At 57.7% G+C, this 26,782-nt stretch carries 20 protein-coding genes; 13 read left to right on the top strand and 7 right to left on the bottom strand.

From position 1 onward, the window contains the following. Positions 1-23: 23 nt before the first annotated feature. The 6 genes from K227x_RS17590 (at position 24) to arsC (ending at position 5,226) form a co-directional block, all read left to right on the top strand. Positions 24-380, top strand: coding sequence for a chaperone NapD (locus K227x_RS17590; protein WP_246145884.1), 357 nt, complete (start codon positions 24-26; stop codon positions 378-380). Next, positions 377-2,863 carry a molybdopterin-dependent oxidoreductase gene (locus K227x_RS17585; RefSeq protein WP_246145883.1) on the top strand — a complete coding sequence of 829 codons (2,487 nt, stop codon included), beginning with the start codon at positions 377-379 and terminating at the stop codon, positions 2,861-2,863. Before K227x_RS17590 ends, K227x_RS17585 begins: the two co-directional genes overlap by 4 nt. Beyond that, the gene (locus K227x_RS17580; RefSeq protein WP_145171512.1) at positions 2,860-3,654 is read left to right on the top strand and encodes a diheme cytochrome c precursor; all 795 of its coding nucleotides are present in this window, start codon (positions 2,860-2,862) and stop codon (positions 3,652-3,654) included. Before K227x_RS17585 ends, K227x_RS17580 begins: the two co-directional genes overlap by 4 nt. Then, on the top strand, positions 3,651-4,454 hold the full coding sequence (locus K227x_RS17575; protein ID WP_145171510.1) for a 4Fe-4S dicluster domain-containing protein: 804 nt from the start codon (positions 3,651-3,653) through the stop codon (positions 4,452-4,454). Before K227x_RS17580 ends, K227x_RS17575 begins: the two co-directional genes overlap by 4 nt. Next, positions 4,451-4,780, top strand: a complete 330-nt coding sequence (locus tag K227x_RS17570) for a hypothetical protein (protein ID WP_145171508.1) — start codon at positions 4,451-4,453, stop codon at positions 4,778-4,780. Before K227x_RS17575 ends, K227x_RS17570 begins: the two co-directional genes overlap by 4 nt. Before the next feature lie 89 nt (positions 4,781-4,869). Further along, positions 4,870-5,226, top strand: a complete 357-nt coding sequence (gene arsC, locus K227x_RS17565) for an arsenate reductase (glutaredoxin) (RefSeq protein WP_145171506.1) — start codon at positions 4,870-4,872, stop codon at positions 5,224-5,226. Positions 5,227-5,327: 101 nt separating this feature from the next. Here arsC and K227x_RS17560 read toward each other — a convergent pair whose 3' ends face one another. Continuing rightward, positions 5,328-6,059 (bottom strand): Crp/Fnr family transcriptional regulator, encoded by a 732-nt coding sequence (locus K227x_RS17560; protein ID WP_145171504.1) that lies wholly within the window; start codon positions 6,057-6,059, stop codon positions 5,328-5,330. Between the two features lie 110 nt (positions 6,060-6,169). Between K227x_RS17560 and nrfH the strand changes: the two genes are divergently transcribed. Both nrfH and K227x_RS17550 read left to right on the top strand, forming a co-directional pair. After that, a complete protein-coding gene (nrfH, locus tag K227x_RS17555; protein ID WP_145171502.1) occupies positions 6,170-6,658 on the top strand; it encodes a cytochrome c nitrite reductase small subunit in 489 nt (162 codons plus the stop codon). 53 nt (positions 6,659-6,711) lie between these two features. Beyond that, complete coding sequence (locus K227x_RS17550) at positions 6,712-8,280, top strand: ammonia-forming cytochrome c nitrite reductase subunit c552 (RefSeq protein ID WP_145171501.1); 1,569 nt, start codon at positions 6,712-6,714, stop codon at positions 8,278-8,280. A 168-nt stretch (positions 8,281-8,448) separates the two neighbouring features. Here K227x_RS17550 and K227x_RS17545 read toward each other — a convergent pair whose 3' ends face one another. Further along, a complete protein-coding gene (locus K227x_RS17545) occupies positions 8,449-10,053 on the bottom strand; it encodes a sialate O-acetylesterase (protein ID WP_145171499.1) in 1,605 nt (534 codons plus the stop codon). Between the two features lie 553 nt (positions 10,054-10,606). On the opposite strand from K227x_RS17545, the gene K227x_RS17540 reads away from it, so the two are divergent. Further along, positions 10,607-13,402, top strand: a complete 2,796-nt coding sequence (locus K227x_RS17540) for a DUF1592 domain-containing protein (RefSeq protein ID WP_145171497.1) — start codon at positions 10,607-10,609, stop codon at positions 13,400-13,402. A gap of 57 nt (positions 13,403-13,459) precedes the next feature. Beyond that, positions 13,460-14,863 carry a DUF1552 domain-containing protein gene (locus K227x_RS17535; protein WP_145171495.1) on the top strand — a complete coding sequence of 468 codons (1,404 nt, stop codon included), beginning with the start codon at positions 13,460-13,462 and terminating at the stop codon, positions 14,861-14,863. 108 nt (positions 14,864-14,971) lie between these two features. Here K227x_RS17535 and K227x_RS17530 read toward each other — a convergent pair whose 3' ends face one another. Then, the gene (locus K227x_RS17530) at positions 14,972-16,264 is read right to left on the bottom strand and encodes a hypothetical protein (RefSeq protein ID WP_246145882.1); all 1,293 of its coding nucleotides are present in this window, start codon (positions 16,262-16,264) and stop codon (positions 14,972-14,974) included. A gap of 376 nt (positions 16,265-16,640) precedes the next feature. On the opposite strand from K227x_RS17530, the gene K227x_RS17525 reads away from it, so the two are divergent. Together K227x_RS17525 and K227x_RS17520 are read left to right on the top strand one after the other, a co-directional pair. Next, positions 16,641-17,276 (top strand): sigma-70 family RNA polymerase sigma factor, encoded by a 636-nt coding sequence (locus K227x_RS17525; protein ID WP_246145881.1) that lies wholly within the window; start codon positions 16,641-16,643, stop codon positions 17,274-17,276. Beyond that, a complete protein-coding gene (locus K227x_RS17520; protein ID WP_145171492.1) occupies positions 17,273-19,558 on the top strand; it encodes a serine/threonine-protein kinase in 2,286 nt (761 codons plus the stop codon). Before K227x_RS17525 ends, K227x_RS17520 begins: the two co-directional genes overlap by 4 nt. A 1,115-nt stretch (positions 19,559-20,673) precedes the next feature. On the opposite strand, the gene K227x_RS17515 is transcribed toward K227x_RS17520, so the two are convergent. The 4 genes from K227x_RS17515 to K227x_RS17500 form a co-directional block, all read right to left on the bottom strand. Next, the gene (locus tag K227x_RS17515) at positions 20,674-21,348 is read right to left on the bottom strand and encodes a DUF4956 domain-containing protein (protein WP_145171490.1); all 675 of its coding nucleotides are present in this window, start codon (positions 21,346-21,348) and stop codon (positions 20,674-20,676) included. Further along, a complete protein-coding gene (locus K227x_RS17510) occupies positions 21,341-22,114 on the bottom strand; it encodes a polyphosphate polymerase domain-containing protein (protein WP_145171488.1) in 774 nt (257 codons plus the stop codon). The genes K227x_RS17515 and K227x_RS17510 overlap by 8 nt, the downstream gene beginning before the upstream one ends. After that, positions 22,111-24,153 (bottom strand): CotH kinase family protein, encoded by a 2,043-nt coding sequence (locus tag K227x_RS17505; protein ID WP_145171486.1) that lies wholly within the window; start codon positions 24,151-24,153, stop codon positions 22,111-22,113. Before K227x_RS17505 ends, K227x_RS17510 begins: the two co-directional genes overlap by 4 nt. 203 nt (positions 24,154-24,356) lie before the next feature. Further along, complete coding sequence (locus K227x_RS17500) at positions 24,357-25,805, bottom strand: glucuronyl esterase domain-containing protein (protein ID WP_145171484.1); 1,449 nt, start codon at positions 25,803-25,805, stop codon at positions 24,357-24,359. Between the two features lie 135 nt (positions 25,806-25,940). Here K227x_RS17500 and K227x_RS17495 point away from each other — a divergent pair, with 135 nt between their 5' ends. Continuing rightward, positions 25,941-26,633, top strand: coding sequence for an EF-hand domain-containing protein (locus K227x_RS17495; RefSeq protein ID WP_145171482.1), 693 nt, complete (start codon positions 25,941-25,943; stop codon positions 26,631-26,633). The last annotated feature ends 149 nt before the right edge of the window (positions 26,634-26,782 follow it).

The following is a 26,782-nucleotide window of genomic DNA, read 5'->3' as shown; positions in this document are numbered from 1 at the left end:
TGTCCCAAAGAGAGGTTCCACCGATGAGTTCTAATGTATACACTGGCGTGCATGTTGGCGAAACCTCACTTCGCCGACTTCCGGACCACTTTTCAAAGGCGATCGCGGTGCCAATCAGCGGACTCGTTGTTACGTTCCGGTCGCCGACCAGTGATCATAACGCTACGATCGACCGGCTGCGGGAAATTCCCGAAATCGAGGTCGGTGTTGCTGGCGGCAGCAAACTGGCGATCGTTGTCGACTCGGATAACAGAGATCGTGACGCCGAGATTTGGAACGCGATTCAGGAATTGCCGGGCGTGATCGATTTGGCGGTCGCTATGATTGCGTTTGATGAGGAAGGCGAATGCGGAACGAACGAATCAATCAGGAATGAATGATGATGGATACCAAGCGTCGCAGTTTCTTGAAGTCGGCCGCGTTGGCTGCTGCCGGTTCGATGGTCGCCGGCGACACTTCGTTGCCGGTCGTTCACGCCGACCAAGCCGTTGGTGATTTGCCCGGTGGCGATGGTTTGAACTGGAACAAGGCGCCCTGTCGATTCTGTGGGACTGGGTGTCATGTGCAGGTCGGTGTCGAAGACGGACGTGTGGTCGCGATCGCCGGTGACAAGGCTGCCGACGTCAACAAAGGGTTGTTGTGCGTCAAAGGCTATCATGTCGGTGGGATTCTTTACGGCAGTGACCGTCTTACCAAACCGCTGCTTCGCAAAGACGGCGAACTGACCGAGATCAGTTGGGACGAAGCGATCGAAACGATTGCCAAGCGGATCTTCGATTCGCCCGATACCTTCGCGTTCTATGGCAGTGGCCAATGGACGATTCCCGAAGGCTACGCAGCACAGAAATTCATGAAGGGCGGGCTCGGCAATAACCACATCGACCCCAACGCTCGGTTGTGCATGGCGTCAGCCGTGACGGGGTTCATCGCGACCTACGGTGTCGACGAACCGGCCGGTTGTTATCAAGATTTGGACGAATGCGACGTGCTGATTACGTGGGGCAATAATCCTGCGGAAATGCACCCGGTGTTGTTCTCGCGTGTCACCGATCGTCGTTCCCGTGGCCAACAGGTTCGCATCATCGACATCGGCACGCGCCGAACTCGGACCACGGACGCGGCCAGCGACTATTTGGAAATGAAGCCGCACGGTGATGTTGCGATCGCATTGGGCATCATGCATCTGTTGATCGAAAACGACAACTACGACAAATCATTCGTGGGAAAACACTGCAATTTCCGCGGTGCCGAGGCAGAAAACCCGACTCTGCAGGGCGAAGCGATCAGCGAAGATGACTTTCGCAAATCCATCGCCAAGTACACGCCCGAATTGGTCGAAGAACTTTCCGGTGTGCCCGCCGACAAAATTCGGATGCTTGCCGATCTGTTCGGAAACCACGACATTCGGATCACGTCGCTGTGGTGCATGGGCATGAACCAGCACACGATGGGCACTGCGATCAATTCGCTGGTCCACGGTGTGCACTTGTTGTCTGGTCACTTTGGGCGTCCCGGTGATGCGCCGACCAGTTTGACAGGGCAACCGTCCGCATGCGGCACGGTTCGCGAAGTCGGCACCCTTGCACACGCCTTGCCCGGCGGTCGCGTGGTCGCCAAACCGGAACACCGCCAGCAAAGCGAAGAATATTGGAACGTTCGCGAAGGCAGCATCAGTGAAGTGCCCGGCTATCACACGGTGAAGATGTTCGATCAGTTCACCAGGCCGACATCCGAGGGCGGGGACATCACGACGATGCTTGTGCAGGTCACCAATCCGGGCCAGACGCTGCCGAACCTGAACGCGCTGTTCAACGACAAGAAAGATCTCGACGACAAGTTCCTGATCGTTAGCGAGGTGTATCCGACGGCGACCACACTGCTTGCCGACTTGATCCTGCCCGCTGCATTGTGGGTGGAAAAGAACGGTATGTTTGGCAACAGCGAACGCCGGACGCAGCAATGGTTCAAAATGGTCGACCCGCCCGGTCAAGCCCGTGATGACTGCTGGATGACGATCGCAATCGCTCACAAGCTGTTCGAAATGGGCCACGAGGGGATGAAGGATAAAGACGGTGACTTTATCTTTGCGATCAAGGACGATGATGGCAAAGAAATTCCGGTCTGGGATTTCGATCACTATTACGACACGAACGTCGACAAGCATCTGTTCGAAGAATACCGCCAGTTCACGCGGATGAAGCACAAGAATCTGGCCCCGTACGATGAATACGTCAAAGCCCGTGGGTTGCGTTGGCCGGTCGTGGAGCAAGAGGATGGATCATGGCGAGAAACCCGGTTTCGGTTCTCGGCGTTCGACGATCCCTTTGTCAAAGAAGGCCAGGAATTCGAGTTCTATCACTCATCCAGTGATGATGGTCGAGCGCAGATCTGGTTCCACGACTATCAACCACCACCGGAAATGCCGGACGATCAATATCCGATGTGGTTGTGCACCGGACGGGTGCTGGAACACTGGCATACCGGCACGATGACACGCCGCGTCGCACCGTTGAATCGAGCGATGCCGACAGCATATGTCGAAATGAACATGGCGGACGCCAAAGCGGCGAATATCCGGCAGGGAGAAGTCGTTACGATCGAGTCGCGGCGAGGAACCTGCGATTTGCCGGTTTGGATCGATGGACGTGGTCGTCCACCACGCGGGACAGTCTTCGTGCCGTTCTTTGACGAAACCAAACTGATCAATAACTGCACGCTGGAAGCTCACGATCCGTTCTCGAAACAGCCGGACTACAAGAAGTGCGCGGTGCGGGTGGTGAAAAAGACCACGCAATCGCAATCACCGGCGGAAAAGGCTGCGGTGAAGGAATCGCCCGCAACGACTGCCGAGGTGCCCTCATGATCGGCCGGCTAGCACCGATCTTCTTCGCTGGCGTGATCGCGCTAGCGGTCATCGGATTTCTGGTCGGCGTGATGGATGGCGTGCCACAACCGGGCGGACTGGATGAAACATCGATGGTGGCGAAGTTCGATCAAAAAACAGTTGATGCGAATCCGAAGTTGATCCCGGCGGTTTCGTACAGCGAGGTCTCCGGTTCGGCGATGGGGCCGACAAAGGCTTGGCAATCGACCCCGCAATCCTTGCCGTCCTCGCAGTACGACCTGTACACCAAGATCAAATTGAGCCCTGCGGAAAAAGAAGCGTCCGGGCAATTGCGCGCATCCAGGCGAGCGTTCAATGGTGCTCCGCCGATCATTCCGCACCCGGTTGAAAACACAAACGACGCGGCCTGTTACGCGTGCCACGGTAACGGGGGCAGGATCGATGGCAAAAAAGCGAGTGTGATGTCACACCCGTTCTTGGGGAATTGTGTCCAATGTCATGGGGCGATGGCGCCGGCACCGTTTCAGAATTTGGACGCCGACGTTGACACTAGCTTCGTCGGGTTGCCGGCACCCAAGCAGGGTCAGCGGGCGTTCCAAGGAGCGCCGCCAACGATTCCGCATTCGCGTTGGATGCGTGAAAACTGCAGTGCCTGTCACGGTGGTCCAAACGGTTGGAAGGGCATGGAATCGACGCACCCATGGCGAACCAATTGCACCCAGTGCCATGCTCCGTCGGCGGAATTGGACCAGATGCCAGCGAGCGATTGGGTGCCGATGCTGCCACCGCTGGACGTGGTCTCGAAATGAATCCGTCCGACGGCCAGCAACGTCCGTCGGTGTCGCCACCCGTGTCGTCTTGGTTGCGACGCGTGTTGGCCGCGGTATGGCGTCTGCCTGCCCGTGCGTTTTCGTTTCTGCTGAAACCTGCACCGACTTCGCGAAGTCGACGGGCGTTGTTGCAAGGTCGCCTTTGGAAGCTGATTCCCGCGTCGCAATTTGCGCCGCTCGTCACACGTTTGCCAACACCCGAGCCGCAGACGCCTCCGCTCGGAAAGCCTCGCAGCATCGCTGGCATCAATATTGACCCCGTTCCGGTGACCAACCTGGGACGCACGCCGGTGGCGCGGACCATCCCCGTGCATCGTCCACCAGGATCGATTGATGAGTATGCATTCTTGGCGGGATGCACAAAATGCGGAGACTGTATCGAAGCGTGTCCCTACGATGCGATCGTCAAAGCGCCCGATCGCCTAGGGATCGTTGCGGGGACACCCATCATCGATGCCGATTCGTCGGCATGCATGATGTGCCAGGATTTTCCGTGCATCGCGTCCTGCGACGCAGGGGTGTTGATCGACAACATTCCGCCGATCATGGGCACCGCTCGCGTCACGCCGCATCTGTGTCTTGCGTATCATTCCACGACCTGTACCGTATGTAGCGAACGCTGTCCGGTGGAGCGTGCGATCACCGTTTCCGATGGCAAACCAAGTGTCAACGAAGATGTTTGCACTGGATGCGGGGTGTGCCGATATGTGTGTCCCGCACCGGAAAACGCAATCCTGCTGATGCCCGCTTTTTCTCGCCCTGGAATCCCCAACGCATGACTTCGAATTATCTGAAATTGGAAGATCTGGCGAACAACGATCCCCTGCCAGAGATATTGCAAGCCGAATGGGCGAAAGACCAGGTGATGCAGTTGTTTGCCGATCTGTCTGCCGGTGCCGACGTGCAGCATGTGCAATTGAAATCATCCCACAGCGACGCGACGGTTGCACTGGCCGACGCGGCCGAAGCTTTCGCGGCCGGAACAGCCCAAGCGATCCAAGTGCGTTATCGGTTCGAAAATGAACTGTGGTGCGATACGATCATGCCCGGTGATCCCACAACCAAGATCATTCGTAACCGCGTGCCTAGCGGAATGGTGGATTGAGCGCTGCGATCGCTTCGCAAGATCAACCGACCAATGGATTGCAGTGTTGCCTCCCGTTTTTGAACTGACCGAACCGATCTAGCGAAACCATGACATCGATTTATCACAATCCGCGTTGTTCGAAATCCCGTCAAGCTGTGCAGTTGCTCGAAGAACGCGGGATTCCGTTCGAAGTTGTCAAGTATTTGGAGACACCGCCTAGCGAGAAAGAGCTGGGGCGAATTGTCAAAATGCTGGGGATGAAGCCCGAGCAATTGGCACGTCGCGGCGAGAAACTGTTCAAAGAGCTGGGTTTGGCTGACCGAGATCTGTCGGATCAGCAGTGGCTGGCCATCTTGGCCGAAAACCCAAAATTGATCGAGCGGCCGATTGTGATCCACGATCAAAAGGCGGCGATCGGACGACCGCTGGAAAACATCACTGCGATCCTTGACTCATCGTCGTAGGGCCGTGGTTGCATCGCTAGGTTGTCCCGTAGTTGTCAGCAAACGTCGCAATTGTTGGCAAACGCTTGGTGGAGACCATCGCGGGGTGCGGAAGGCGACCGCTACTGGATCGGCTGTGTCTTCGGGGCTTGTACGGCAAGCTGGGATAACTGGGCTGCGTTGATGACTCGGATGTCCTGGCCGGCGCGATTTTCCAGGACCTCGCTTTCGCAAAGTCGTCGGAGCACTCGCGAGAACGTTTCGCTGGCGATATTCAAGTGGTTGGCGACGTCTTTCTTGGAACCCGGCAGCTTCAGGTGGCCCTTTGAATCACACGGGGCATCGCACAGGAACCTGGCCACCCGTTCGGTTGCATCGCGCAGCACGATGTCGTCTAGCAACTGAACGAAGTGTCGTGTCCAGAACGCCATGCTGCCTAGCATATCCCGGCAAAGTTGATGGTTGGCCGCTAATTCGTTCTGCAGTTCATCGGTGGGGATCAACAAGCACTGCGTCGGTTGCACTGCGATCGCGTTGGCGGGTAAGTCAAAGTCTGCAAACACAGCAACTTCGGCAAACGTTTGTCCGGGACCGCACAGATGAAGCACGTGCTGTCCGCCGCCCGCTCCGCTGCGAAACACGCGTACCAGTCCTTGGTCCACCACGAACAATCCCGGACATGCGTCGCCTTGGCGGAAGATTGATTCGCCGGCTGCATAGTTTCGCGGCACCGACATCGCGGCCAGCTTTTTGATTTGGTCTTGGCCAAGTCCGGAGAGGAACTGGCATCTTGAAATCACGCTCTCGTTGGGCGAGTCGTGGTTTCGCGGCAGGGAACTTGGCAGAATCGGCATGTTTTTTGGGTAGTCTTGATTTAGGTCAAGGCACGCGATGGGATAACTTTGTACGCTATTCAGTCTATTCAATCTTATCGCATCCACGATCGCAGTAGCAGGACGCATGAATGCCGGATGATGTCCCCCAAAGCAAGCCAACCAAACGCCGCTTTGGCAAAGGTGCGATTCTATTCGTGACCAGTCTGGGCATCTTCTCTGGGCTTGGCGTGTTCACGTTCGGATACGGGCGTGGCGCAAGCTATCTGAGCAACAATCCGCAGACTTGCGTCAACTGCCATGTGATGCAAAGTCATCTGGATTCGTGGCAACAGAGCAGCCATCACAACGTTGCGGTCTGCAATGACTGCCATCTGCCACATGATTTTGTTGGCAAATGGGTAACCAAGGCCGACAACGGATTCTTCCACTCGTTGGCATTCACGACGGGCGGATTCAAGGATCCAATCCAAATCAAACCTCGCAACAAGCGGGTCACGCAAAGCACTTGCGTCTCTTGTCATCAAGATTTCGTGCATCCGCTGTTGCCGGCGGTCGATGGCGGTGACATGCAATCCTGCGTGCATTGCCACAGTAACGTCGGTCACGCTGGTTGGTAAAAACACGCGGCGACAATCTACCTTTTCAAAACACTTTCTTCAGAACTTTCTACATGACTTCTAACGATCAACGTAGTTTCGGCTGGCTTGCGTTACTGACCGGATTGGTCGCAGCGGTCACCGTCGGTGTCGTGGCGCTCTTGGTCAACATTTTTGAACGCAAACAGGAAGCTCGCGCGCCGTTCATCAAGGTGGTCGAGGTTACCGAGATCAGCACCGATCCGAAGCCTTGGGGACTGAATTTCCCGCAGCAGTACGAGGACTATCTGAAGACGGTCGAGGACGATTACACCGATTACGGTGGGAATCACGCGTTGCCGCCAAACAAATTGAAAGAACACCCTTGGTTGAAACGGCTGTTCGCCGGTTACGCGTTCAGCATCGAATATCGCGAGGCGCGTGGTCACGCCCACATGTTGGCCGATCAAGAGGTGACCAAGCGAGTCACCGAAGTCCAGCAATCCGGTGCCTGTCTGCATTGCCACGCTTCGATCATCCCTACCTATCGACGCATTGGTCTGGAATCGATGGGCGAAGAAGCCACCGAATCGGTCTTGGCTGAATCGTTCAACCAGGAAGCGGTGATGGCCGGATTCAAAGCTGTCAGTCAGAAGAAGTACGAGGAAGTCCAAGCCGAGTTGTTGAAGACTCCCGACGGAGTTTTCGCTGCTTCCGAAGGTGATCCCCACTTGGGCAATGCTCACCCAGTGTCCTGTATCGATTGCCACGATCCCGAAACCATGGCGATTCGCGTCACGCGGCCAGGGTTCATCTTAGGCATCGACAAGCTGGCCAAGAGCGATGATCCAGTGCCGCATTTGCCCAGTATCCAGAAATGGCGAGACGCGGGATCCAAAGGAAACTACGATCCGAACACCGATGCCACGCGTCAAGAACTTCGTTCGTTCGTTTGCGGCCAGTGCCATGTCGAGTACTACTGTGCCAACAAGATGACGTTGACCTTCCCCTGGGCAAACGGTTTGAAGGTCGAGGACCTAGAAAAAGAATGGAACGAAACGGAGTTCCCCGCCACGGCCGATGGTGAAGATGGCGGTCAGTTCTATGACTATGTCCACAAAGAAACCGGCACGAAGGTCTACAAGGCACAGCACCCGGAATTCGAACTATGGAGCCAGGGTATCCACGCTCGGTCGGGCGTCAGTTGCAGTGACTGTCACATGCCGTACGAAAAGGTCGGTGCGACCAAGGTTAGCAGCCACTGGGTTCGCAGCCCGATGTTGAACATCAATAAAGCGTGCCAGACGTGCCACCATATCCCCGAACAGGAAATCAAGGACCGCGTCGATCTGATCCAAGATCGCACGAGAGCCTTGATCGATCGAGCGGCGGTGGCGGTCACTGAAATGTTCGATGCCATCATGGCGGCGCAAGAGGCCGGGGCGACGGAAGAACAGTTGAAGCCGATCCGCGACCTGCAACGTAAAGCGATGTGGCGACTTGACTTCATCGCGAGCGAAAACAGCAAGGGATTCCACGCTCGTCAAGAAGCTGCTCGTGTGCTCGCCGAATCGGTCGACTACGCTCGCCAAGCGATCGCTCTGTGTTACAAGCTAGGTGCCGATCCAAAACCATCGGACGCCGAAGTGGCTGCCGCAGAATGATCGCAGCGGCATGACGTTGAGGCTGACGCGGTGCCCTGTGCAAGCGTCTGGCCCGTTCAGCACGTGGCTTCATCGACCACCGTGCTTTCGCGGCCGGTTTTGAAACCATCGCAGAGCCGCCTGGATCAGACGGCTTGGCTGCGGTGGGATTCCCCGGGCTCGTTGGACCTACTGCTGACGTTGTAAGCGTTTGGATTTGGCTTCCGACTCGGAACCGAAATCGTCCCAGTCGTCGGTCCTGAATACCGAGGCTGGTAGTCCTGCACTGTTGACCAGATTGGCTCCCTTCGGATTGGCAGCCCACGCGTACCGCACGGCAACAGGATTGGGGACCGCGTCGCTGGTGACCACGACGCTGCTAGGTCCGTCGATTTTGGCATCAGCCCAGTGCCAGATGCGGTCCTTTCCGGCGATTTCAAATCGTTTCAGCGTTTCGCCGTCTCGCGACTTGAGTCCGTCGCCAGCCTGGTCGAAGGTGACGCGAACGGATGCGCCCTGCAAGCTGCTGGATTGGAACAGTGGTCCACTGTAGACCAGTTCTTGTCCATAGTCCTTTGCCAGCGCCCATAGCGCCAGACGTTCGCCGGGATCATGCTTGTTCTTCGGGTGGATGTCTTTGGCGTCGCCGACATCGTTGATGATTGCCATGCCGGTTTTGGGTGTCGTGTCCAGCACCAAGCGCATGCGGTCCTGCAGCAGTGCCCAGTGGTCCGGTGTACCGGGCATCGTTGACGGTTGACGGTAGTTTGCAAGCTGGACGAAGTAGAACGAAAAGTCATCGTTCCAACGCGTTCGCCAATCGCGGATCATCAACGGCAAAGTCTGGTCGTACGGGACTGCGCCCGGCTTTGCGTTGCCCTCGCCCTGGTACCAGATCGCGCCACGAATCGTGTATCCGGCAAACGGGTTGATCATCGAATTGAACAGCACGCCCGGTTTGCCTTCGGTATCAAGCGGTCGCTTTGGCTTCGTCGGCTTCCGGGCTAGCTTCTTGCGTTGATCGGCGGGAAGCTTGCGTTGTTCTCTGGCATCAGCTTCCCACTGGTCCAATCGCGATCGGTAGGCAACTTGTGCCTTGGCTTCGTTATAGTTCGCGTCGGCTTTGTCCATCGCATCGACAAGCGCCTTCGTTCCCGGCAGTGAGTCCAACGCCGCACGGCTGGTGAACGTTTCGACGGGTTTCCCGCCCCAAGCCGATTTGATGACTCCGACCGGAATGCCAAGTTCTTCGTGCAGCTTGCGAGCGAAAAAGAAGGCAACGGCGGAATAGCCAGGCATCGATTTGGGACTGCACAGAGTCCACTGGCCATCGATGTCTTCTTGCGGTGTGACAGCGGTCACGGTCGGTGCATTGAACATCCGAATCTGTGGGTAGTCGGACTTGGCGATCACGTCGGCGTATGCCGGAACACGATTCATTGTGAAAACCATGTTGGATTGGCCGGATGCAAACCAGACCTCGCCGACCAGCACGTCATGGATGGTGATGCGGTGGCTGCCCGATTGGATCGTCAGGTCGGCGCCCGCCGCGTCTGCCTTTCCGGTTTCAACGCCCACTCGCCAACGGCCATCCGGTCCGGCCACGACTGTGGAACGGTTGCCCTTGAATTGAACATTCACTTCCGATCCCGCCGTCGCCTTTCCCCAGATCTCCGCAGGTCGATCTCGCTGCAGCACCATGTGGTCACTGAAAAAATTTGGCACGGAAAGCTCGGCCTGTGCCGCAGGCGAAAACACGGTCGCGAAGGCGACCAGAAGCAGGAAGCGAGGCATTGGAAAGCACCTGAAGTCGAGTTCAAAAAGACATCCCTTAGGGGAAGAAAAGTCTAGCGGAGCCAATCCCCGCGTGCTCGGATGGCCTCTCCATTCGCCAACCAGGTCGGTTCGTAGAGGCGCGGCTTGCCGATTCCAGCACGCGACAACGGATCGGTTATTTGGCAAGCCGGGGGGGCCACTGAGAGGCCGATGCGAGTCGTCACAAGCTTCCAAGCTTGCAATCTTTGTCGTCGCAGGGGGGGGGAATCGTCCGTGTCACGGGGACTCGGGGGGGGGGGGGAATCGATGTCGCGACATCCGTGTGATTTTGGCGTCGAAAAGCCAGCTAGCGGAACAATCGTTGGGGATCGTTGGGGTGTTGAGGGGCGGCGGATCCGTTCCCGTCTTGGCTCGGGACAATGGTTGTTTGATCATTCCGGAATTGTGCTAAGATAGGGCTGTCCAGACGCGTGTTTGCAAATTGAATCAGCCTCGTTTCAGTGCATTGCGAGTGTGCCGTCTGGATCCCGCCTGCATATCGATTGACCCAACCCTTTGGTCGTCCCCACCCATGCGATTGATCCTGCGAACAGCCGTTCGATTCTTGCTGCTGCCCTGCGCTACCGTTTTCGCAGTGCCGATATTTGCGGAGGATTCCAAGGATTCCAACGTGCAGTCAGCGGTGGAAGTGGTGACGAAAATCGCTGCCGTCGATGCCCAGCAGCCGACTTTGGCTGATTTGAAATCCACCGGACTCGAACGGTCTCGATTCAAAGACTTTTCAGCTGGGAATCGTCGGCAAGCAACGGGATCCGCACAATCGCAGCCTCTGCAAGCGAACTTGTCGGGATTTGAATCTACGATCAAGCCGCTGTTGGAACAGAACTGTATCGATTGTCACGGACCCGATACGACCGAGGGGAACATTCGGATCGATACGCTCGATCCGGATCTGGTGAACGGGGCCGATACCGATTGGTGGTCCGAGATTTTTGCTGTGATCACCAAGGGCGAAATGCCGCCGCCCGATGACGGGGACTTAAGTGAAGCCGATCGACTGCAACTGACCGAATGGTTATCGACCGAATTGCAAACCGCATCGATCGTGCGTCGGCGCTCGGGGGATCATTCCGGATTCCGGCGGATGACGCGTTACGAGTACAACTACGCGCTACAAGACCTGCTCGGATTGCCTTGGGAATTCGCAGACGATCTGCCACCCGAGGCGCATTCGGACGAGGGATTCCAGAACAGTTCGGATCTGCTGCATCTATCGGTGTCACAGTTCGAAACGTATCACCGGATCGCCCGCAACGCACTGCGCCGCGCAACGGTCACTGGCGATCGGCCGCCCACACGCTACTGGGACGTCGCGATGAAGGATGCCGCACAACGTGAATGGACCAAGCAAGACAATCAGATCAACAAGCTGAAAAAGGAACTGAAGGACGATCCCGAAAAACTTGCGGCCGAATTGGAAAAGCTTCAGGACGGCTTTCGTCCACCACGCAGCGCCGCATACTTCAGCGACCTGACCGGTGACCGGACCGCGAAAGCCGATTGGGACTACCACGGCGCCAGATTCGCGTTCGAGCCGACGGACCAGCCCTCTGCGATCCCCGACGACTTCGATTGTGTCGCCGTTCTTCCCAACGGTCGCAGCAGTCGACTGATCGTTGAACTGGGGAACCATTTGCCCGATGAAGGCACGATGCGGGTCACCGTGCGAGCGTCGCGAGTGAACACCGACAGCGATTACATTCCGGATTTGCAATTGTTGTTTGGATGGCAAGCCAGCAACGAAGGCCGTGCGCTTTTGCCCGTCGGAAAGAAAGACACGCCCGTGACGGCGGGACCGGATGAACCACAGATCATTCAGTGGGACGTGCCGCTTGGCGAGATCTATCCCCGCAACTCTGTCCGCAAAACGTCGCCGATGGGATCAACGCCAAGCCCATCGGAATACGTTCGATTTCGAAATACGTCGGCATCGGCATCCAAGATTCAGATCGATCATGTGCAGGTCGCCGCGCCCGTCTACGACCAGTGGCCGCCGGAATCGCATCGCAAAATCTTCTTTGAAAGCGACGATGCGGCGGATGAGCAAAATTACGCTCGCGAAACGATCACCCGATTCATGACTCGCGCTTGGCGACGTCCGGTCACCGACGATGAAGTCGACCGCAAGATGGATCTCTTCGACACGATGCGTCCGCAGTGCAATCGTTTCGAAGAGGCCGTCATCGAAGTCTTAGCGACCGTGCTGTCGTCGCCTCAGTTTCTGTACATCGCTAGCCCGTCGGGCGATCCCGCGGCGGCGGAAGTCGATGACAAACGCCAAGATGACGACCGATCGCGACTCGGTGCTCACGCTCTGGCCAGCCGGTTGTCGATGTTCCTTTGGTGCAGCATTCCCGATCCCGAACTATTGGCGTTGGCGGACAGTGGACAACTGGCAAATCCGACGGTGCTGCAGTGGCAGGTTGGACGCATGCTGGACGACCCACGTAGTGCACGGTTTGGCGAACACTTCGTGCATCAGTGGTTGGATTTGCAGCTGCTGGATTTCCAGAATTTCGAACAGCACGTGCGTGGGTTTGATCCGCTCTTGAAAGAAGCGATGCTGCACGAACCGGTCGCCCTGTTCCGTCACGTCCTGCAGCAGGACGCCAGCGTCTTGGATTTTCTGCACTGCGACTACGCGATCGTCAACCAGCGTTTGGCACAGCACTACGGTTTGCGGAATGTGCACGGCAATCATTTTCGACGCGTTCCGATCAACGATGGCTTCCGCCGTGGCGGGTTGCTGACACAGGCTGGGCTATTGGCGATGAATTCCGACTATCCGGACTCTCACCCGCTGAAACGGGCGATCTGGCTTCTTGAAAGTGTGCTGGCTGATCCTCCCCCGCCCCCACCGCCGGCCGTTCCGCAGATTGATCTAGCGGATCCAGAGATTGCGAAGATGACTTTGAAGGAACGAATCGAAGATCACCGCAATCACGCTGCCTGCATGTCTTGCCACGTCAAAATTGACCCCTGGGGTGTGGCCTTCGAAAACTATGACGCACTGGGGAAATGGCGTGACGAGATCCAAGGCAAGCCGATCGACGCGTCAAGTGAACTGTTCAATCACGAAACCATCGATGGCATGGACGGCCTGAAACGGTTCCTGTTGGAAAATCGCCAAGATCAGTTCGTGCGGGCCACCGTGTCCAAGTTGGCCACCTATGCGCTGGGCCGCCCCCTGGCATTTTCGGACCGAGCCGAGATCGATGCGATCACCGCTCAGGTTCGACGAGACGGTGATGGCTTGAAGACGATGGTCAATGCGATCATCAACAGCAACCTGTTCCAATCGATGTAACGACATCAGCGACCGCACGATCAAGACGCACAAACGAATCTTGTTAGGAACCACGCCATGCCGCAAAAAATGAACACGATCGATCGTCGCCGATTCCTGCGAGGCAGTGGGACTGCGCTTGCGTTGCCGATGTTTGGGTCGCTGGCGGCCCGAGTGGTTGCGGGTACCGAACCAAAGGCCAACCCAAAACGGCTCGGCTGCTTCTACTTTCCCGATGGTGTGCCGATGCCGTTGCCCGAAGATCCTGCGTACAAGGACTGGGCGTGGTTTCCGCATGGCGACGGCAGCGAGTTTGCGCTGACCAAGTGCATGGAACCGTTGGATCCGGTGAAAGACGATCTGATCGTGCTGTCGGGACTTTCGCATCCCAAGTCGCGAAGTGTTCACGGGCACAACAATGCCGACCAGTTCTTGACCGCAGCTCTCACCGGTGGCGGAGACAAAGAGTACGAGAACACGATTTCGTTGGATCAAGTTTACGCCAAGCATGTCGGCGACCAGACGCGTTTTTCATCGCTGGTGATGTCGACCGATGGTGGAACGGGGACTGCACGCGGGACGCACACGATTTCGTTTGATCATCACGGACGACCGATACCGGCCGAACATCGTCCCAAACAGATCTTTGACCAGCTGTTCGTCAACAGCGACGTCGACTCGGCGCGCCGTCTGGCACTCAGTCGCAGCGCATTGGACGAAATGCAGGATGATGCACAGCGTCTGCGAAAATCACTTTCGACTGCCGACCAACGTAGTCTGGACGAATATTTGGACTCCGTTCGCCAAGCCGAGATCAAGGTCGAGAAAGCAAAACGTTGGTTGGGGGCACCGTTGCCAAGCGTCGATGGTGATCCGTTGAATTTGGAACTGACGACCGACGAGCCACGTGAATATCTGCAAACGATGTTCGATCTGATCTATCTAGCGTTCAAGACCGATTCAACGCGGGTAGCGACCTACCAGATCGGCCGCGAAAACGGGGTCGGTCGAAGCGATCACTTGGCGCGAGCGGTCGGGTTTAACCTGGCCCACCAACTTTCCCACGAAACCAAGAACCCCGATGGTTGGAAGAATTTCGGTACCTATTGCCGATTTTTGAACGAAGAATACGGGCGTTTCGTCGCCAAGTTGAAGGCAACACCGGAACCCGGGGGAACCGGAAACATGCTGGACAATACGTTGCTGCTGTTCGGTTCCGCATCCAGTGCGTTTCACCTATCGCGGAACTACCCGATCATTTTGGCGGGTGGGAAACAGATGGGATTCAAGCTGGGGCAATACTTCAATCACGCGGGCCTCAATTTCCAAGGCGGTCCGTGGATGGGGAAAGGCGAACCGTGGCAAGACGAAGCAAAGGGCGAAGACCTGCCGCTTTCGAACCTGTACGCAACGATGCTACAGCGCCTAGGCGTCCCCACCGATTCCTTCGCAGACAGCACTGGAATCATCCAGGACATCTAGCCGGTATGGCGACGGCGAATAAAGACATTGCCTAGCCTTCGGGACGGCGTCACGCCCTGTGGCTCAGTGATTGGCGGCCGGGGCCGGCAGGTCGCCAATGCCGCCGGATCAGTCGTTGGAAGAGATGGAGAAGTCTGGGTGAGTGTCCGATAGGATCCCCAGAATTGATCCGCGGTCAGCCGCCGAAAGGTGTTCGTAGCGGTCACCGCCGGCGGTGCCGGCAAGAACATCGTGAATTTGCCGCACGATTTCTGATCGCAGTTTTGGTTGAAGTGATTTGAATGCGTCGGAGTAGATCAGATAGCTGCACGGATACTGAAACATGCGCGACTTGAGGTCGAAGTCTCGCAGTGATCGACCCTGCGAATCCTTCGGCCCGAGCGTTTGGAAATCGGCCGCGAATACAACGGATCCTCGGACTTCGTCGGTAAGCTTCGTCTCGTCTTTGAAGAGCAGTCGATCGACCACTTCACCAGCGATCAGCTGCAATTGGGCAGCGGATTCCGCTGCGTCCACCTTGTCGTCGTCGAGTTCACTGGCTTCGTGGTCCAATTGGCGAACGAAAAAATCGGCCCGAACCATCGAGTTGTGCATTTGCGTCTGGTGTTCCAGCACCATCAACGCCACGATGTCGCTTTGCGGAGCAAGGTAGTTGGCAGAGTCAAATTCGTCACGCAGGTTCAACAGGTTGGCGTTTCGTGATGTGTCTAAGCTGCCGCCTTTGACATAGGCATTGCCCATGTGTTTCATGTCGCCGTGAAATCCCGTCACGTACCAACCGCCCCAACGCTGCGAAAATGGGCTGGTGTCGTTCGTGATGAAAGACTGGGTCTGCGAGTTGACGCTGCCATCATAGGACGGAACCACGCTGCGGACCGTATGGCCGGGAATGCCCTGAGTTAGCGAGGTAGCGTGACAGGCCAAGCAATCGTAGTTCATCCGTTTCAGTTTGGGGCGAAACGGTGACATGTCGATCGTGTAGAACGCCGCACCGAGTTTCGGGTCTGCGGTTGAAATTTCCACCAGCGAACTGCCGTTGATCCATCCGACATAGGTGTCGTCGTTGAAGTAGATCGCGCGTGGATTGCGTCGAGTGATGTAACGCACCTGCATGCTGGTCTTGGAAAATACCAGCGTTTGCGATGACGGTGGAATTTGCAGTGCTTCCAACAGCGAATCGAGGTAGCCGCGTTGGCTCGTGTAATCGAGTTCGACTTCCTTGTTCTCCAGTTGATGCATCAACCGGCTGACTCGATTGTTGCCCGGGGTTTCGGTGTACTGGAACGGTGCTTGATCAATGTCGATGTTGACCGTGAACTGGCCGCGAGCCGGCGAGCCAGCCGCTAATGCGAACGTTGCTGTGACGCATCCGATCAAAAACAGCTTCATCGTTGGCGTCATGATTGAAATTCACGGAAATTTGAATGCACGGGAACCGCTGGAAACAACTTGTCATCGGCAGTGCTGAACCAGCCTGCCAAGACGTGCACCTTAGTGTATAGAAAGGGGGCTCGATGTCAACCTTTCACGAACGCAGCCCGGGGGGCGTCTTGCCGGGGCGGCCGCGATTGTGATTGTGATGGCCGAGCGTGTGATGGCCGATCCGTTTGCTCGATCGGCCGGCGAAGGGGCGAGTCGGCTGGCATCGTCCGTGGGAACGGTGGCGCGGGTCAGGCGCAGGGATGCATTTGGTAGAATTCCATTTTGGTGCGGCGGATTGGACACAGCGACCGCAACCGTACTTCTAGGACAGCCTTGGCAAACGATTGAGAACCCTTTGACTGACGATTCACTTTCCGGACAAGACGGGACAGCAGACCGAACGTCTGCGTTGATTTGTGCTGCGCGGGCGGGAGATTCGGAGGCGTTAGGCGATTTGTTGGACGGCTATCGAAAGTACGTCGTGTTTTTGGCTCGCGCGGGTCTGCACAACCATATGCGGGGGAAGGCAGATCCGTCTGATCTGGCCCAGGAGGTTTGTCTGGCTGCGCACGGCAACATCGCGGAGTTCCGCGGCGAATCGGCCGAAGAATTTGCTGGTTGGTTGCGGGGGATTTTGTCGAACATCTTGGCGATGCACGTTCGCAAGTTTCTGGGCACGCAGAAACGCGACCCGCGATTGGAACAGAGTTTGAATGCAAGTTTGGCCAGTGCATCGGGATTCTTGCATTCGCGGATCGCTGGTGATGTTACGTCGCCGAGTCAACAGTTTGCACGAAACGAGGCCTTTCTGCAGTTGGCCGGTGCGTTGGAATCGTTGCCGGAGGACTACCGGCAGGTGATCGTGCTGCGACACGTTGACGGGATGCTGTTTGCCGATGTCGCCAAGGCGATGGGACGAAGCGTCGATAGTGTCGAAAAGTTGTGGGTGCGTGGTTTAGCGAAATTGAAAACGACGATGGGAGAGGGATGACATTGCCCGCGATTGATGAAACCGATGATGGCCGAGTGGTTTCGGCGGTGAAGGCTTACATGAGCATGCTGGACGCGGGCAACGCCCCGACGGTAGCAGCGTTTTTGGCCGACCACCCTCAAATCGCGGACGAGCTGCGTCCATCGCTAGAAGGTTTGGCGATGGTGCATCGTGCGGGCCCGGCGCCCGCCAAATCATCGGGTTTCGTCGCACCGGATGCCGAGTTTACCGCCAAACCGATCGGCGATTTCCAGATCGTCGGTGAACTCGGCCGCGGGGGCATGGGCGTGGTTTACGAAGCGATTCAGTTGTCGCTGGGCAGACGAGTTGCGTTGAAGGTGTTGCCCTTCGCCAGCGGTCTGGACGAGATCCGTTTGCAGCGGTTCCGCAATGAGGCTCACGCCGCCGCTGCCTTGCACCACACCAACATCGTGCCGGTTTACGCGGTCGGCAGCGATCGTGGAGTGCACTATTACGCCATGCAGATGATCGAGGGACGCACGTTGGCGGACGTGATCGCCAGTCGATCCGAAGAGCAGCGGACGCAGGACACCACGCTGGACGCCGCCGATCGCCCATCTGCGGCCACGGTCACGGGCGAAACGACTTCGATGAACACGATGGCCGGTCGTCGCCGACACTATCAGTCCGCCGTGCGAATGGCGCACGAGGCGGCGGTCGCGATTCAGCACGCGCATCAGTATGGCGTCATCCACCGAGACATCAAACCAAGCAACCTGTTGATCGATGGTGCCGGAAAAATCTGGGTCACCGATTTCGGGTTGGCTCAGATTGAATCCGATCCTGGCAATCTGACGCGTACGGGCGACCCGATGGGGACACTTCGCTATGCGTCGCCCGAACAGGCATCGGGAAAGCGGACTGTCTTGGACCATCGAACCGATGTCTATTCGTTGGGAGTCACGCTGTACGAGTTATTGACTCTGCGACCAGCGATCCAGGGCGAGGGGTTCCGCGAACTGTTGAACCAAGTCGTCGAAGTCGAACCTGCATCGCCCAAATCGATTGTTCCCGATCTGCCACCGGAACTGGACACGATCGTTCGCAAAGCGATCGCGAAGCTGCCCGTCGACCGGTATTCGACGATGCAGGAACTTGCAGATGACCTGCAATGTTGGCTGGATGACAAACCGATCAAGGCGAAGCCGCCAACCGGGTTGCAACGCTTGGCCAAGTGGCGACGCCGAAACAGTGGATTGGTGGCGGCTGCGTTTGCTGTACTGTTCGTTTCAACGCTAGCCTTGCTGGTGACGACGTTGACCGTATGGCGCCAGCAGCATGCGACGCGGAAAGCACTGGAACGAGAAACTCAACAGCGTGAACTTGCCGAACAGAGTTTCCAGCAGGCTCGGCTAGCCGTTGACACGTTCAGCAGTCTCAGCGAGAGCGAGCTTGCGTACCGCGGTGATTTGCAGGATTTGCGTCGCAGTTTTCTGGAAACCTCGCTCGAATTCTACCGCGATTTTCTAGCCCTGCGCTCCGACGATCCGGCACTGAAGAGCGATCTGGCGGCGACGTCTTCTCGCGTGCAGAAGATGGTCGAAGAACTCAGCGTCCTCGACAACGTGATGCCGCTGATGCAATTGAATGATCCGGATGTGCAAACAGAACTAGCGATCGACGAAACGAAGGCCATCAGTATCGATCAGGCAATCGAGCAGTTCGAACTACAGCGTCGTTCGATGGCGCATCAGAACCCAGGTGGGCTCAATAGCGAGAACGAAGAACTGAGCCTGTTGCTGCAAGAATTTGATCAGTTTGTGTCCGAGCAACTTTCGGATGATCAATTGCATCGGCTGCGTCAAATTGCCAGGCAACGGCGACTACCATTCACCTTCAAGACGTCGGAAGTGGTGGCCGCGCTGGAATTGACTCGCCAGCAACGTGTGGACATCAACCGGATCATGGAAGAAACGAGGCCCGGACGGAATTCGGATGACCGCAATCGTCGTGGGCCAGGTGGTGGCCCAGGCGGGCCCGGATCCAATCGCGGTCCAGGCGCATTTTCCGATTTTGTTTCCCTGGATCACCGTCCTCCCAACGATGGATTCGACTTCGGACCGCGAGGTGGATTTGGCGATGGTCCGCCCGGTGGACGTGGAGGAGGCCGGCCACGCGATTTCGGTGGCAGACCGCCAAACGATCCACAGCGATGGGCGGGAATACAAAACACCGTCGATCACATCCTGGAAATTCTGACGCCCGAACAGCGGGACAAGTGGAACGAATTGGTCGGGGATCCGATGGGACTTCCCCAATAGGCAGCGGACGAGGGGAGAAAGAGAGTTGTTGGTTTTGCGGTTGGTACCGGTGGTCGAGACCACCGGCAAATTGCTGTCGTCCCTGCGGGACTTTGGGGAACTGAATTGCCTGTCGTCCCTGCGGGACTTTTGGGAAACAAGATTGTCGGTGTTCCCTTTGGGACTGGTTGTCTTTTCAGCCACGCAGTGGCGACAGCCCTCTGCCGATGGCCTTGGCCATCGGTGTCAGCAGAATGTGCTGCCTTCTCCCCTCGCCCGATCGCCGCCTTCAGCGGCGATCGAGCGAGGGGGGAAAGCGAGTTGTTGGTTTTGCGGTTGGTACCGGTGGTCAAGACCACCGGCAATTTTGCTGTCGTCCCTGCGGGACTTTGGGGAACTGAATTGCTGTCGTCCCTGCGGGACTTTGGGGAACTGAATTGCCTGTCGTCCCGGCGGGACTTTGGGGGACCGAATTGCCTACCGTTCCTGCGGGAATTTTGGGAAACCAGATTGTCGGTGTTCCCTTTGGCACTAGTTGTCCTTTCAGCCACGCAGTGGCGACAGCCCTCTGCCGATGGCCTTGGCCATCGGTGTCAGCAGAATGTGCTGCCTTCCCCCCTCGCCCGATCGCCGCCTTCAGCGGCGATCGAGCGAGGGGAGAAAGCGAGTTGTTGGTTTTGCGGTTGGTACCGGTGGTCAAGACCACCGGCAATTTTGCTGTCGTCCCGGCGGGACTTTGGGGAACCGAATTGCCTGCCGTTCCTGCGGGACTTTGGGGAAACCAGATTGTCGGTGTTCCCTTTGGCACTAGTTGTCTTGTCAGCCACGCAGTGGCGACAGCCCTCTGCCGATGGCCTTGGCCATCGGTGTCAGCAGAATGTGCTGCCTTCTCCCCTCGCCCGATCGCCGCCTTCAGCGGCGATCGAGCGAGGGGAGAAAGCGAGTTGTTGGTTTTGCGGTCGGTACCGGTGGTCAAGACCACCGGCAAATTGCTGTCGTCCCTGCGGGACTTTGGGGAACCGAATTGGCTGCCGTTCCTGCGGGACTTTTGGGAAACCTGATCGTCGGTGTTCCCTTTGGCACTAGTTGTCCTTACAGCCACGCAGTGGCGATAGCCCTCTGCCATTCGAGTTGGCTTATCCAGATTGGGCGGTGGCGGATTCGACGGTGGGGAGACCGTTGAGTGCAGCGACGAGTTGGCTGGCGTCGTGGTCTTGATGGGGCTGGAATTGGTAGACCAGTTGCAAGGCGCCGCCGCGTCGTGCGGTTTCGGCAGAAACGAGGTGGTAGTTGGCGGTCATCCGCTGCAGTTCGGATTCCCAACCGCCGACGGTGTGGAGGCCTACTTTCAACGTCAGCTGCCATGGTTTGGCGTTGGACGGATTCTGCTTGTCATTCGTCGGCGTGGGCATCGACCCATTGAATCCGGTGGCCCAGGCCACTGCCGCGATTCCAATCACTGCTACCCAGTACTGGCCCGCTCCGATCGCCATTCCGACGACCACCGCGGCCAAGACGAACGCGACGTCACGAGTGGAGGACACCGCGGCGCGGAATCGAACGATCGACAATGCCCCGACCAGGCTGAACGCGCGCGCGATGTTGTCGCCGATGATCTGCGTCGCCATAGCGATCAGAATGCTCATCAACACCAATGTCAGCGTGAAGTTGTCACTGTTGTCATGCGGCTTTTTGTATCGAGCGATGAAGGAAACGATCCAACCGCAGAGCCACGCCAAGGTCAGGCGTGTCGCGAGCGTCGGAAGGTCAGCGTCTACCTCGGTCGATACACTGGTAATCCATTCAGGCATTGGCCAAGCAATCCTTTTCCGACGTTTGATCCATCGGTGCCACTGAGATTGGCACCGGCGTGTCTAGCTGCCATGCCTGGACTGCGGTGCGATACTTCGAAAATCCTGTTGCGGGGATCGCGAAGGTGCGCAGCAGTTCTTTGAACAAATGCGGCATGTGGTTGTAGAACTTGAGTTCCAGGATTTGCGAATCGGTGGCTTGTAGTCGCTGGGACGGTGGGTGTGGATCCGACGCAGCGGCCACCAGCCAGCCCTGAGCCGGGCTGGCTTGTAGGTTGCTGTCGATGGTCAACCGTAGGCTTTCGCCATCAAAAGTTGCCGTGCGAGCGAAGCGTCGATAGTGAACCTGTGCGGCGGGCTGCAGGTTGCGATCGACGACGCGATCGCGAAACCATGCACCGCACCAGGGCGACGTGTCATCCGGGGCGGACAGTTGGGATAGGACTTCATCCGCATCTGCTGCTGTCCGATTTTTGCGGACAACGTTCTGCTTTTTGCGTTTCGTTTCAATCCACAACGACTTCTCGTCACCGTAACGGCGGATGCGGTGCTTGGCGCGACCAGCTTTTCCGGTGCGATGGAACAAGTCATAGTCGGGCGTGTCGAGGTACAGCGTGTTGACGTCATAGCTATCGCCGAGCGTTTCGTTGCAATGACGATCGATGCCCAGATGTTCGCGAGCCCATTGTTGGACCTGCAGCGACAGCGATGCATCGAGCATGTATTTCAGCTCGATCCGTTTGTCGTGAATTTGTGCGTCAGTCATTTCGTGTACTCCAACAAGAACTTGCGTCGTCCATCGGCAAACTGCTTCAGGTTCATGCTTCCATGGCCACCGCGAACCTGAGAATCGTGGTCGGCCGGTGCGTCGCTGTCGTGCGATGCCACCGCATCTTTGAAGGCTTCGTAAGTTCCCAGTTTTCGGGTGTCGATTCGCATCGTGTCATCGATCAACGCGACGGACGATTCGATCAATGGACGCATTTGATCCCAGTCGAGTGACCTCTCTGCAATCTCACGCACCTTCGCTAGGTAGGAATCGCGGTACTCGGGAACAGCAAGCACTTTGCTTCGAAGCGGTTTGCTTGGATCGTCCAACCCGATCAATGGATCCAGTTCTAGCGGCGATGCAGCGGGTCCATCGGAGACTGGCTTGCCCGCATCGGCGAGGTCCCGAGGAGGTGGACCGAAGTCAGGACCACCGAATCCGCCTGCCCCTCTGGAACCTGGCCCACTAGAACCTGGCCCACCAAAGCCTGGCCCACCAAATCCACGTTCGCCGGGACCATCAGGGCCCCCGCGTCCGCCTCTGCCACCCGGGCCTCCCCGCCCACCAGGACCACCAGGACCACCTCGGCCGCCGGGGCCGCCTGGTCCGCCGGCACCGCGGAATGCTTCGTTCATGTCGTGGGGCACGAAGTGAAAGATGTCGTCCTTGTCCAGCACGATGCTGTAATCGCTGGCGCGAATCCAGTAGCCATCGGAATTCATCAGCGCGTTATCCAGAGCCAGGAACCAAAGCAATCCATCCACGTCCGCGATCTTTTCGAGTGCGGCGGGAAGTTCATTGGCGGGCGTTTGATCAATCACTCGGCACAGTTCGACCAGTTTGCGAAGGTCTTTTTCGTCGCCTGATTTTTGTTCGTAGGGATGTTGATAGTCGGCCAGGTCTTCGCCGCGATAATCCAGCCCACCGCCACCGCGTGGCGATCCGCTGACTTTCCAACGAGCGCCTTTGCCACTGCCAAAGTTGCGTTTGACAAAGTCCTTGTTGAATTGTTCGACGTTGGTGTATACGCCCCAGTTTTCGCCGTTGATCACAACGCGAACAAAGTTGGATCGCGGTGCCGGGATGGAACGATTGGCGATGTGCGAGTACAGCACGGTGCTCATCATCGAATCGTCGCTTGCACCGTTCAGCAGGTTCAGCGTCTTGTAGTCGCCGATCCGTTGTTTGTTGTCAGCCATATCGACCGAGACGTTCAACGATCGCTTGTATCCCGTCGGGACCATGCCGTACGAGGACGCCCCGCGAAAACTGATTCCGCAGTTCGGGTAGATCTTGCCGTCGACGGTCAAGGTCGCGGCCACGTCGACATCGGTTCCATGGAACTGTTCTAGTTCGGCTTCCCAGTCGTCATTGGCGAAGTCAACAAAGATGGTTCGCAGCACGCTGGTGTCGTATAGATCGGCATCGAGCGGTTCGACAGAATCTTTGCGAACCGCTCGGCCGGGTTCGGGGGCAGGTCGGCTGCGTCCCATTCCGGGAGGCCCACCACCGGGAGGTCCACCGCGTCCGCGAAAGCCGTCGGGAGGCCCGTCGCCGGGGCCCGGTCGGCCACCGCGTTCGGGGCGATCGCCATCGCGATCACGGGGAGGTCCGAAGCCATCGGGTGGACCAAAGCCGGGGCGTGGTCCAAAACCAGCGTCTTCCGGCCTGCGTTGCCCGGCATCCGGTCCGCCGGTACCGCGACGATCGAAATCTCTGTCATGTGATTCTGTGCGGCGTCCTTCTGGGCCACGTCCATCCGTACCACGTCCATCGGGCCCCCCGAAACCGCGGCCACCAAATCCTCGCTGTGGGGCGGGGTTGTCCGCTAAGAATTGTCGGGCCTGTCCGCGTTCGGATTCGTTCAACCAGCCGCTTTTGTCGGCATCGAACTGATCCAGCAGCTCGCGATCGGCTGCTCCTGGACCAAAGCCCGGCGGCTGTGCTTGGACGGCGGGAACACTTGCCGAAAGAAGAGCGATCGCTGCTAAGCTTCCCAGGAAGTTTAGCGGTCGCAGTACAGACCAGCGGAGCATGGGCAGAACCTTATCGAATGGATCATGGGGCAGCGGGACATCGTTGTGCCGCTAAACCACTAGTTGCTGAGTGCCCGGAGAACCGCCGCTGAAATTTTCGAAAATTGGCGAAAGAAGTTTGCAAAGGATCTGGCAGCGTTTCGCTGACCAATTTCGAGTGCGGGCACTGCAATATCGCGTCCGACGCATCACGTCCGGCTTGTCTAGCGGCCGAAGTGTTCTTCGCACCAAGCAATGAAATGCCGGACGTTGGGGGCATCGGTATGCCCGCCATCGTGTTGTCGCCACGCAAGATGGCCCGTCAGGATCCCTTGATTGACGGGCGGCATTGTGGCGGATTGGTAGTCTTGGTCGACGCCCAGACCACGGGCTGACAACAGATCGAATACCGGACTCGCGGCGACCGCCGCCATGTAGCTGCCCTGTTGATCCAGCCACTTGGCGTCGCCCTTTTCCGGGATGCCATAGCTGATGAACGTCAGCCGTGGGGCACACAACGCGATCAGTTGGTGCGAGTCCACGGGCAGGTCGTTGGCGTCCATCGCACCTCGGCTGGATTCTTGGGCCGAGTACTGTAGGAAGTTGCCCGCCATCCAGTGGTATTCGCCGGAGCTCGCAAGACTTTCGGGAGCCTCGCCAAAGTTGCGACGGAACGGAGTTGTGCCACCGGCGCCGGACGATCCGATCAACCCCATCGCAAATCGTTGGTCCATCGCCATCGCCACTAACGCCGCCTTTCCGTATCGCGAAACTCCTTCGATGCCAACCCGATCCGCATCGATCTCGTCTCTTGTCGTTAGGTAGTCCAAGCCTCGCGAGGCTCCCCAACCCCAGGCGCGAAGGGATCCCCAATCGTCGGGCTTCCGCACTTGGCCCTGATTGACCAGTCCGATGATACCACGCGTCAATCCGGCACCGTTGTCTTCCTGGATCGACGCGGGATGGATGCGGACAACACCCCATCCGGCAGCGATCAATTCATCGGTTGGGGAAGCCGGGCGGTCGGTCTGGTTTCCGTTACCGTCATCCGATCCTCTGCGTTGGAAGCGTTTCATCCACTCGGGCACCGGATCAAAAGCTGTCCGTCCAAACATCATCAGCACCGGCACCTTGCCCGAAATGTCCTTGGGCAGAGTGAGCGACATGCTGATTTCGACAGAAATATCCGGGCACGTTCGATTGTCGACCGTACCCACAATGTGTTGCTCGACAACCGGAACATCGCCCGACGTGCTTTCCCGTGTTTCGCGAACATCCCAGGTCACTACGGGAACTCGTTCGGGGACGCGGCCATAGACATGCTGCTGAAACGCCTCGACGATCTCCGGGCGACGTCGTTGTCGCCAATCTTCTTCGGTGGCAACGTCCGTCCCATCGTTGGCTACCAAAATCGCTGGCCAATCCGGAAAGGGATTGGCGAGCGCTTCGTCGTAGTTGGCCGCGTTGTCCGCATCCGGGTTGCCACTTGGTCCCGGACGCAGTGCGGTGATTGCCAACTGACGCATCATGTCGCGATGGTCTTCCGTGGTGGTCATCACTGGAAGACTGGATTGAATCGCCGGTGCGGGCTTGGGTGTCTGGGCCGGTGTCGATAGTGTGGCGGCGAACCAGAGGGCGACTGAAAACGCTGCAGTGAATCGTCTGAAAAGCATCGCAAGAACCTTTTCGAAAATCATTGGCGGATTTCGGGCGTGGCTGCAACCAACGTTATATCAGCAGTCTGCGGCCCCAGTTTGGGGTTGCCGCGTCGACTGAGTCGCTTCTCTCTAACTTGTCAGGAAAATCCAATGCGCAAATTTTCATCTCTGTCCTGTGTCGCGATCACACTGTTTTGCACCAGCACGATCATGGCCCAACCACCCGGAGGTGGCAGAGGCCCGGGTGGTCCGGGAGGACCGGGTGGACCAGGCGGCCAGGGTGGACCATCGCCGGTGGAACGATTGATGACCATGGATACGAATGGTGACGGCATGCTAACGGTCAACGAGGTCAGCGATGATCGTTTGAAAACGATGCTGAACCGAGCCGATGCCAACCAAGATGGTGCGGTGACGCGACAGGAATTGACCGCAATGATGGAGGCGCAGGGAGGACGCGGCGGTCGTCGAGCAGGCGGTGGTGCGGGTGGCGATTTCGGCGCCGGTGGACCCCCTGCCGGTGAGATGCGCGGTGGCGGCATGCAAGGTGGGCAGGGCCAATTCGGGCCTCCGCCAGTGGGTCAGATCATGCCGTCCCATGTCCAAGATCATCTCGAACTATCGGACGAACAGCGTCAGGCCATCGCGAAGTTGCAGATGGAAGTCGACGCCCAACTCGCCAACATTCTGACCGCCCAACAACAGAAAATGCTGCAGCAAGGCCCGGGAGCCGACCAAGGTGGAGCCGACCAAGGTGGAGCGGACCAACGGGGCGGCGGCCAACGCGGTGGCCGCCAGCAGGGCGGTCGACGCGGCCAAGGGCGACCGCAGATCGAACGTTAGGCAGACGCTAGGCGGATGAACGGACGCGGTCCAATCAACTTCCGTCGCGTGATGTGCTTGGGCGGGATGAATCAAGTCAGCGCCGTTCAGACGCGAAATTCGACTCCGCCGCGGAGGATCAATCGTCAGCGCATTGGCCCCAAGCCGAT

It is taken from the genome of Rubripirellula lacrimiformis, from assembly GCF_007741535.1.
Taxonomy (GTDB): Bacteria; Planctomycetota; Planctomycetia; order Pirellulales; family Pirellulaceae; genus Rubripirellula; species Rubripirellula lacrimiformis.
The sequence above is the reverse complement of the archived record's forward strand: the minus strand, read 5'-3'. Positions and strand labels throughout refer to the sequence as shown.

What these genes read in the sequence shown, in the direction of transcription:
- K227x_RS17590 (WP_246145884.1), top strand. Translation starts at nt 24, where the DNA reads ATGAGTTCTAATGTATACACTGGCGTGCATGTTGGCGAAACCTCACTT.
- K227x_RS17580 (WP_145171512.1), top strand. Translation starts at nt 2,860, where the DNA reads ATGATCGGCCGGCTAGCACCGATCTTCTTCGCTGGCGTGATCGCGCTA.
- K227x_RS17510 (WP_145171488.1), bottom strand. Translation starts at nt 22,114, where the DNA reads ATGACTGACGCACAAATTCACGACAAACGGATCGAGCTGAAATACATG.
- K227x_RS17495 (WP_145171482.1), top strand. Translation starts at nt 25,941, where the DNA reads ATGCGCAAATTTTCATCTCTGTCCTGTGTCGCGATCACACTGTTTTGC.
- arsC (WP_145171506.1), top strand. Translation starts at nt 4,870, where the DNA reads ATGACATCGATTTATCACAATCCGCGTTGTTCGAAATCCCGTCAAGCT.
- K227x_RS17540 (WP_145171497.1), top strand. Translation starts at nt 10,607, where the DNA reads ATGCGATTGATCCTGCGAACAGCCGTTCGATTCTTGCTGCTGCCCTGC.
- K227x_RS17520 (WP_145171492.1), top strand. Translation starts at nt 17,273, where the DNA reads ATGACATTGCCCGCGATTGATGAAACCGATGATGGCCGAGTGGTTTCG.
- K227x_RS17500 (WP_145171484.1), bottom strand. Translation starts at nt 25,805, where the DNA reads ATGCTTTTCAGACGATTCACTGCAGCGTTTTCAGTCGCCCTCTGGTTC.
- K227x_RS17585 (WP_246145883.1), top strand. Translation starts at nt 377, where the DNA reads ATGATGATGGATACCAAGCGTCGCAGTTTCTTGAAGTCGGCCGCGTTG.
- K227x_RS17515 (WP_145171490.1), bottom strand. Translation starts at nt 21,348, where the DNA reads ATGCCTGAATGGATTACCAGTGTATCGACCGAGGTAGACGCTGACCTT.
- K227x_RS17535 (WP_145171495.1), top strand. Translation starts at nt 13,460, where the DNA reads ATGCCGCAAAAAATGAACACGATCGATCGTCGCCGATTCCTGCGAGGC.
- K227x_RS17575 (WP_145171510.1), top strand. Translation starts at nt 3,651, where the DNA reads ATGAATCCGTCCGACGGCCAGCAACGTCCGTCGGTGTCGCCACCCGTG.
- K227x_RS17530 (WP_246145882.1), bottom strand. Translation starts at nt 16,264, where the DNA reads ATGACGCCAACGATGAAGCTGTTTTTGATCGGATGCGTCACAGCAACG.
- K227x_RS17560 (WP_145171504.1), bottom strand. Translation starts at nt 6,059, where the DNA reads ATGCCGATTCTGCCAAGTTCCCTGCCGCGAAACCACGACTCGCCCAAC.
- K227x_RS17570 (WP_145171508.1), top strand. Translation starts at nt 4,451, where the DNA reads ATGACTTCGAATTATCTGAAATTGGAAGATCTGGCGAACAACGATCCC.
- K227x_RS17545 (WP_145171499.1), bottom strand. Translation starts at nt 10,053, where the DNA reads ATGCCTCGCTTCCTGCTTCTGGTCGCCTTCGCGACCGTGTTTTCGCCT.
- K227x_RS17505 (WP_145171486.1), bottom strand. Translation starts at nt 24,153, where the DNA reads ATGCTCCGCTGGTCTGTACTGCGACCGCTAAACTTCCTGGGAAGCTTA.
- nrfH (WP_145171502.1), top strand. Translation starts at nt 6,170, where the DNA reads ATGCCGGATGATGTCCCCCAAAGCAAGCCAACCAAACGCCGCTTTGGC.
- K227x_RS17550 (WP_145171501.1), top strand. Translation starts at nt 6,712, where the DNA reads ATGACTTCTAACGATCAACGTAGTTTCGGCTGGCTTGCGTTACTGACC.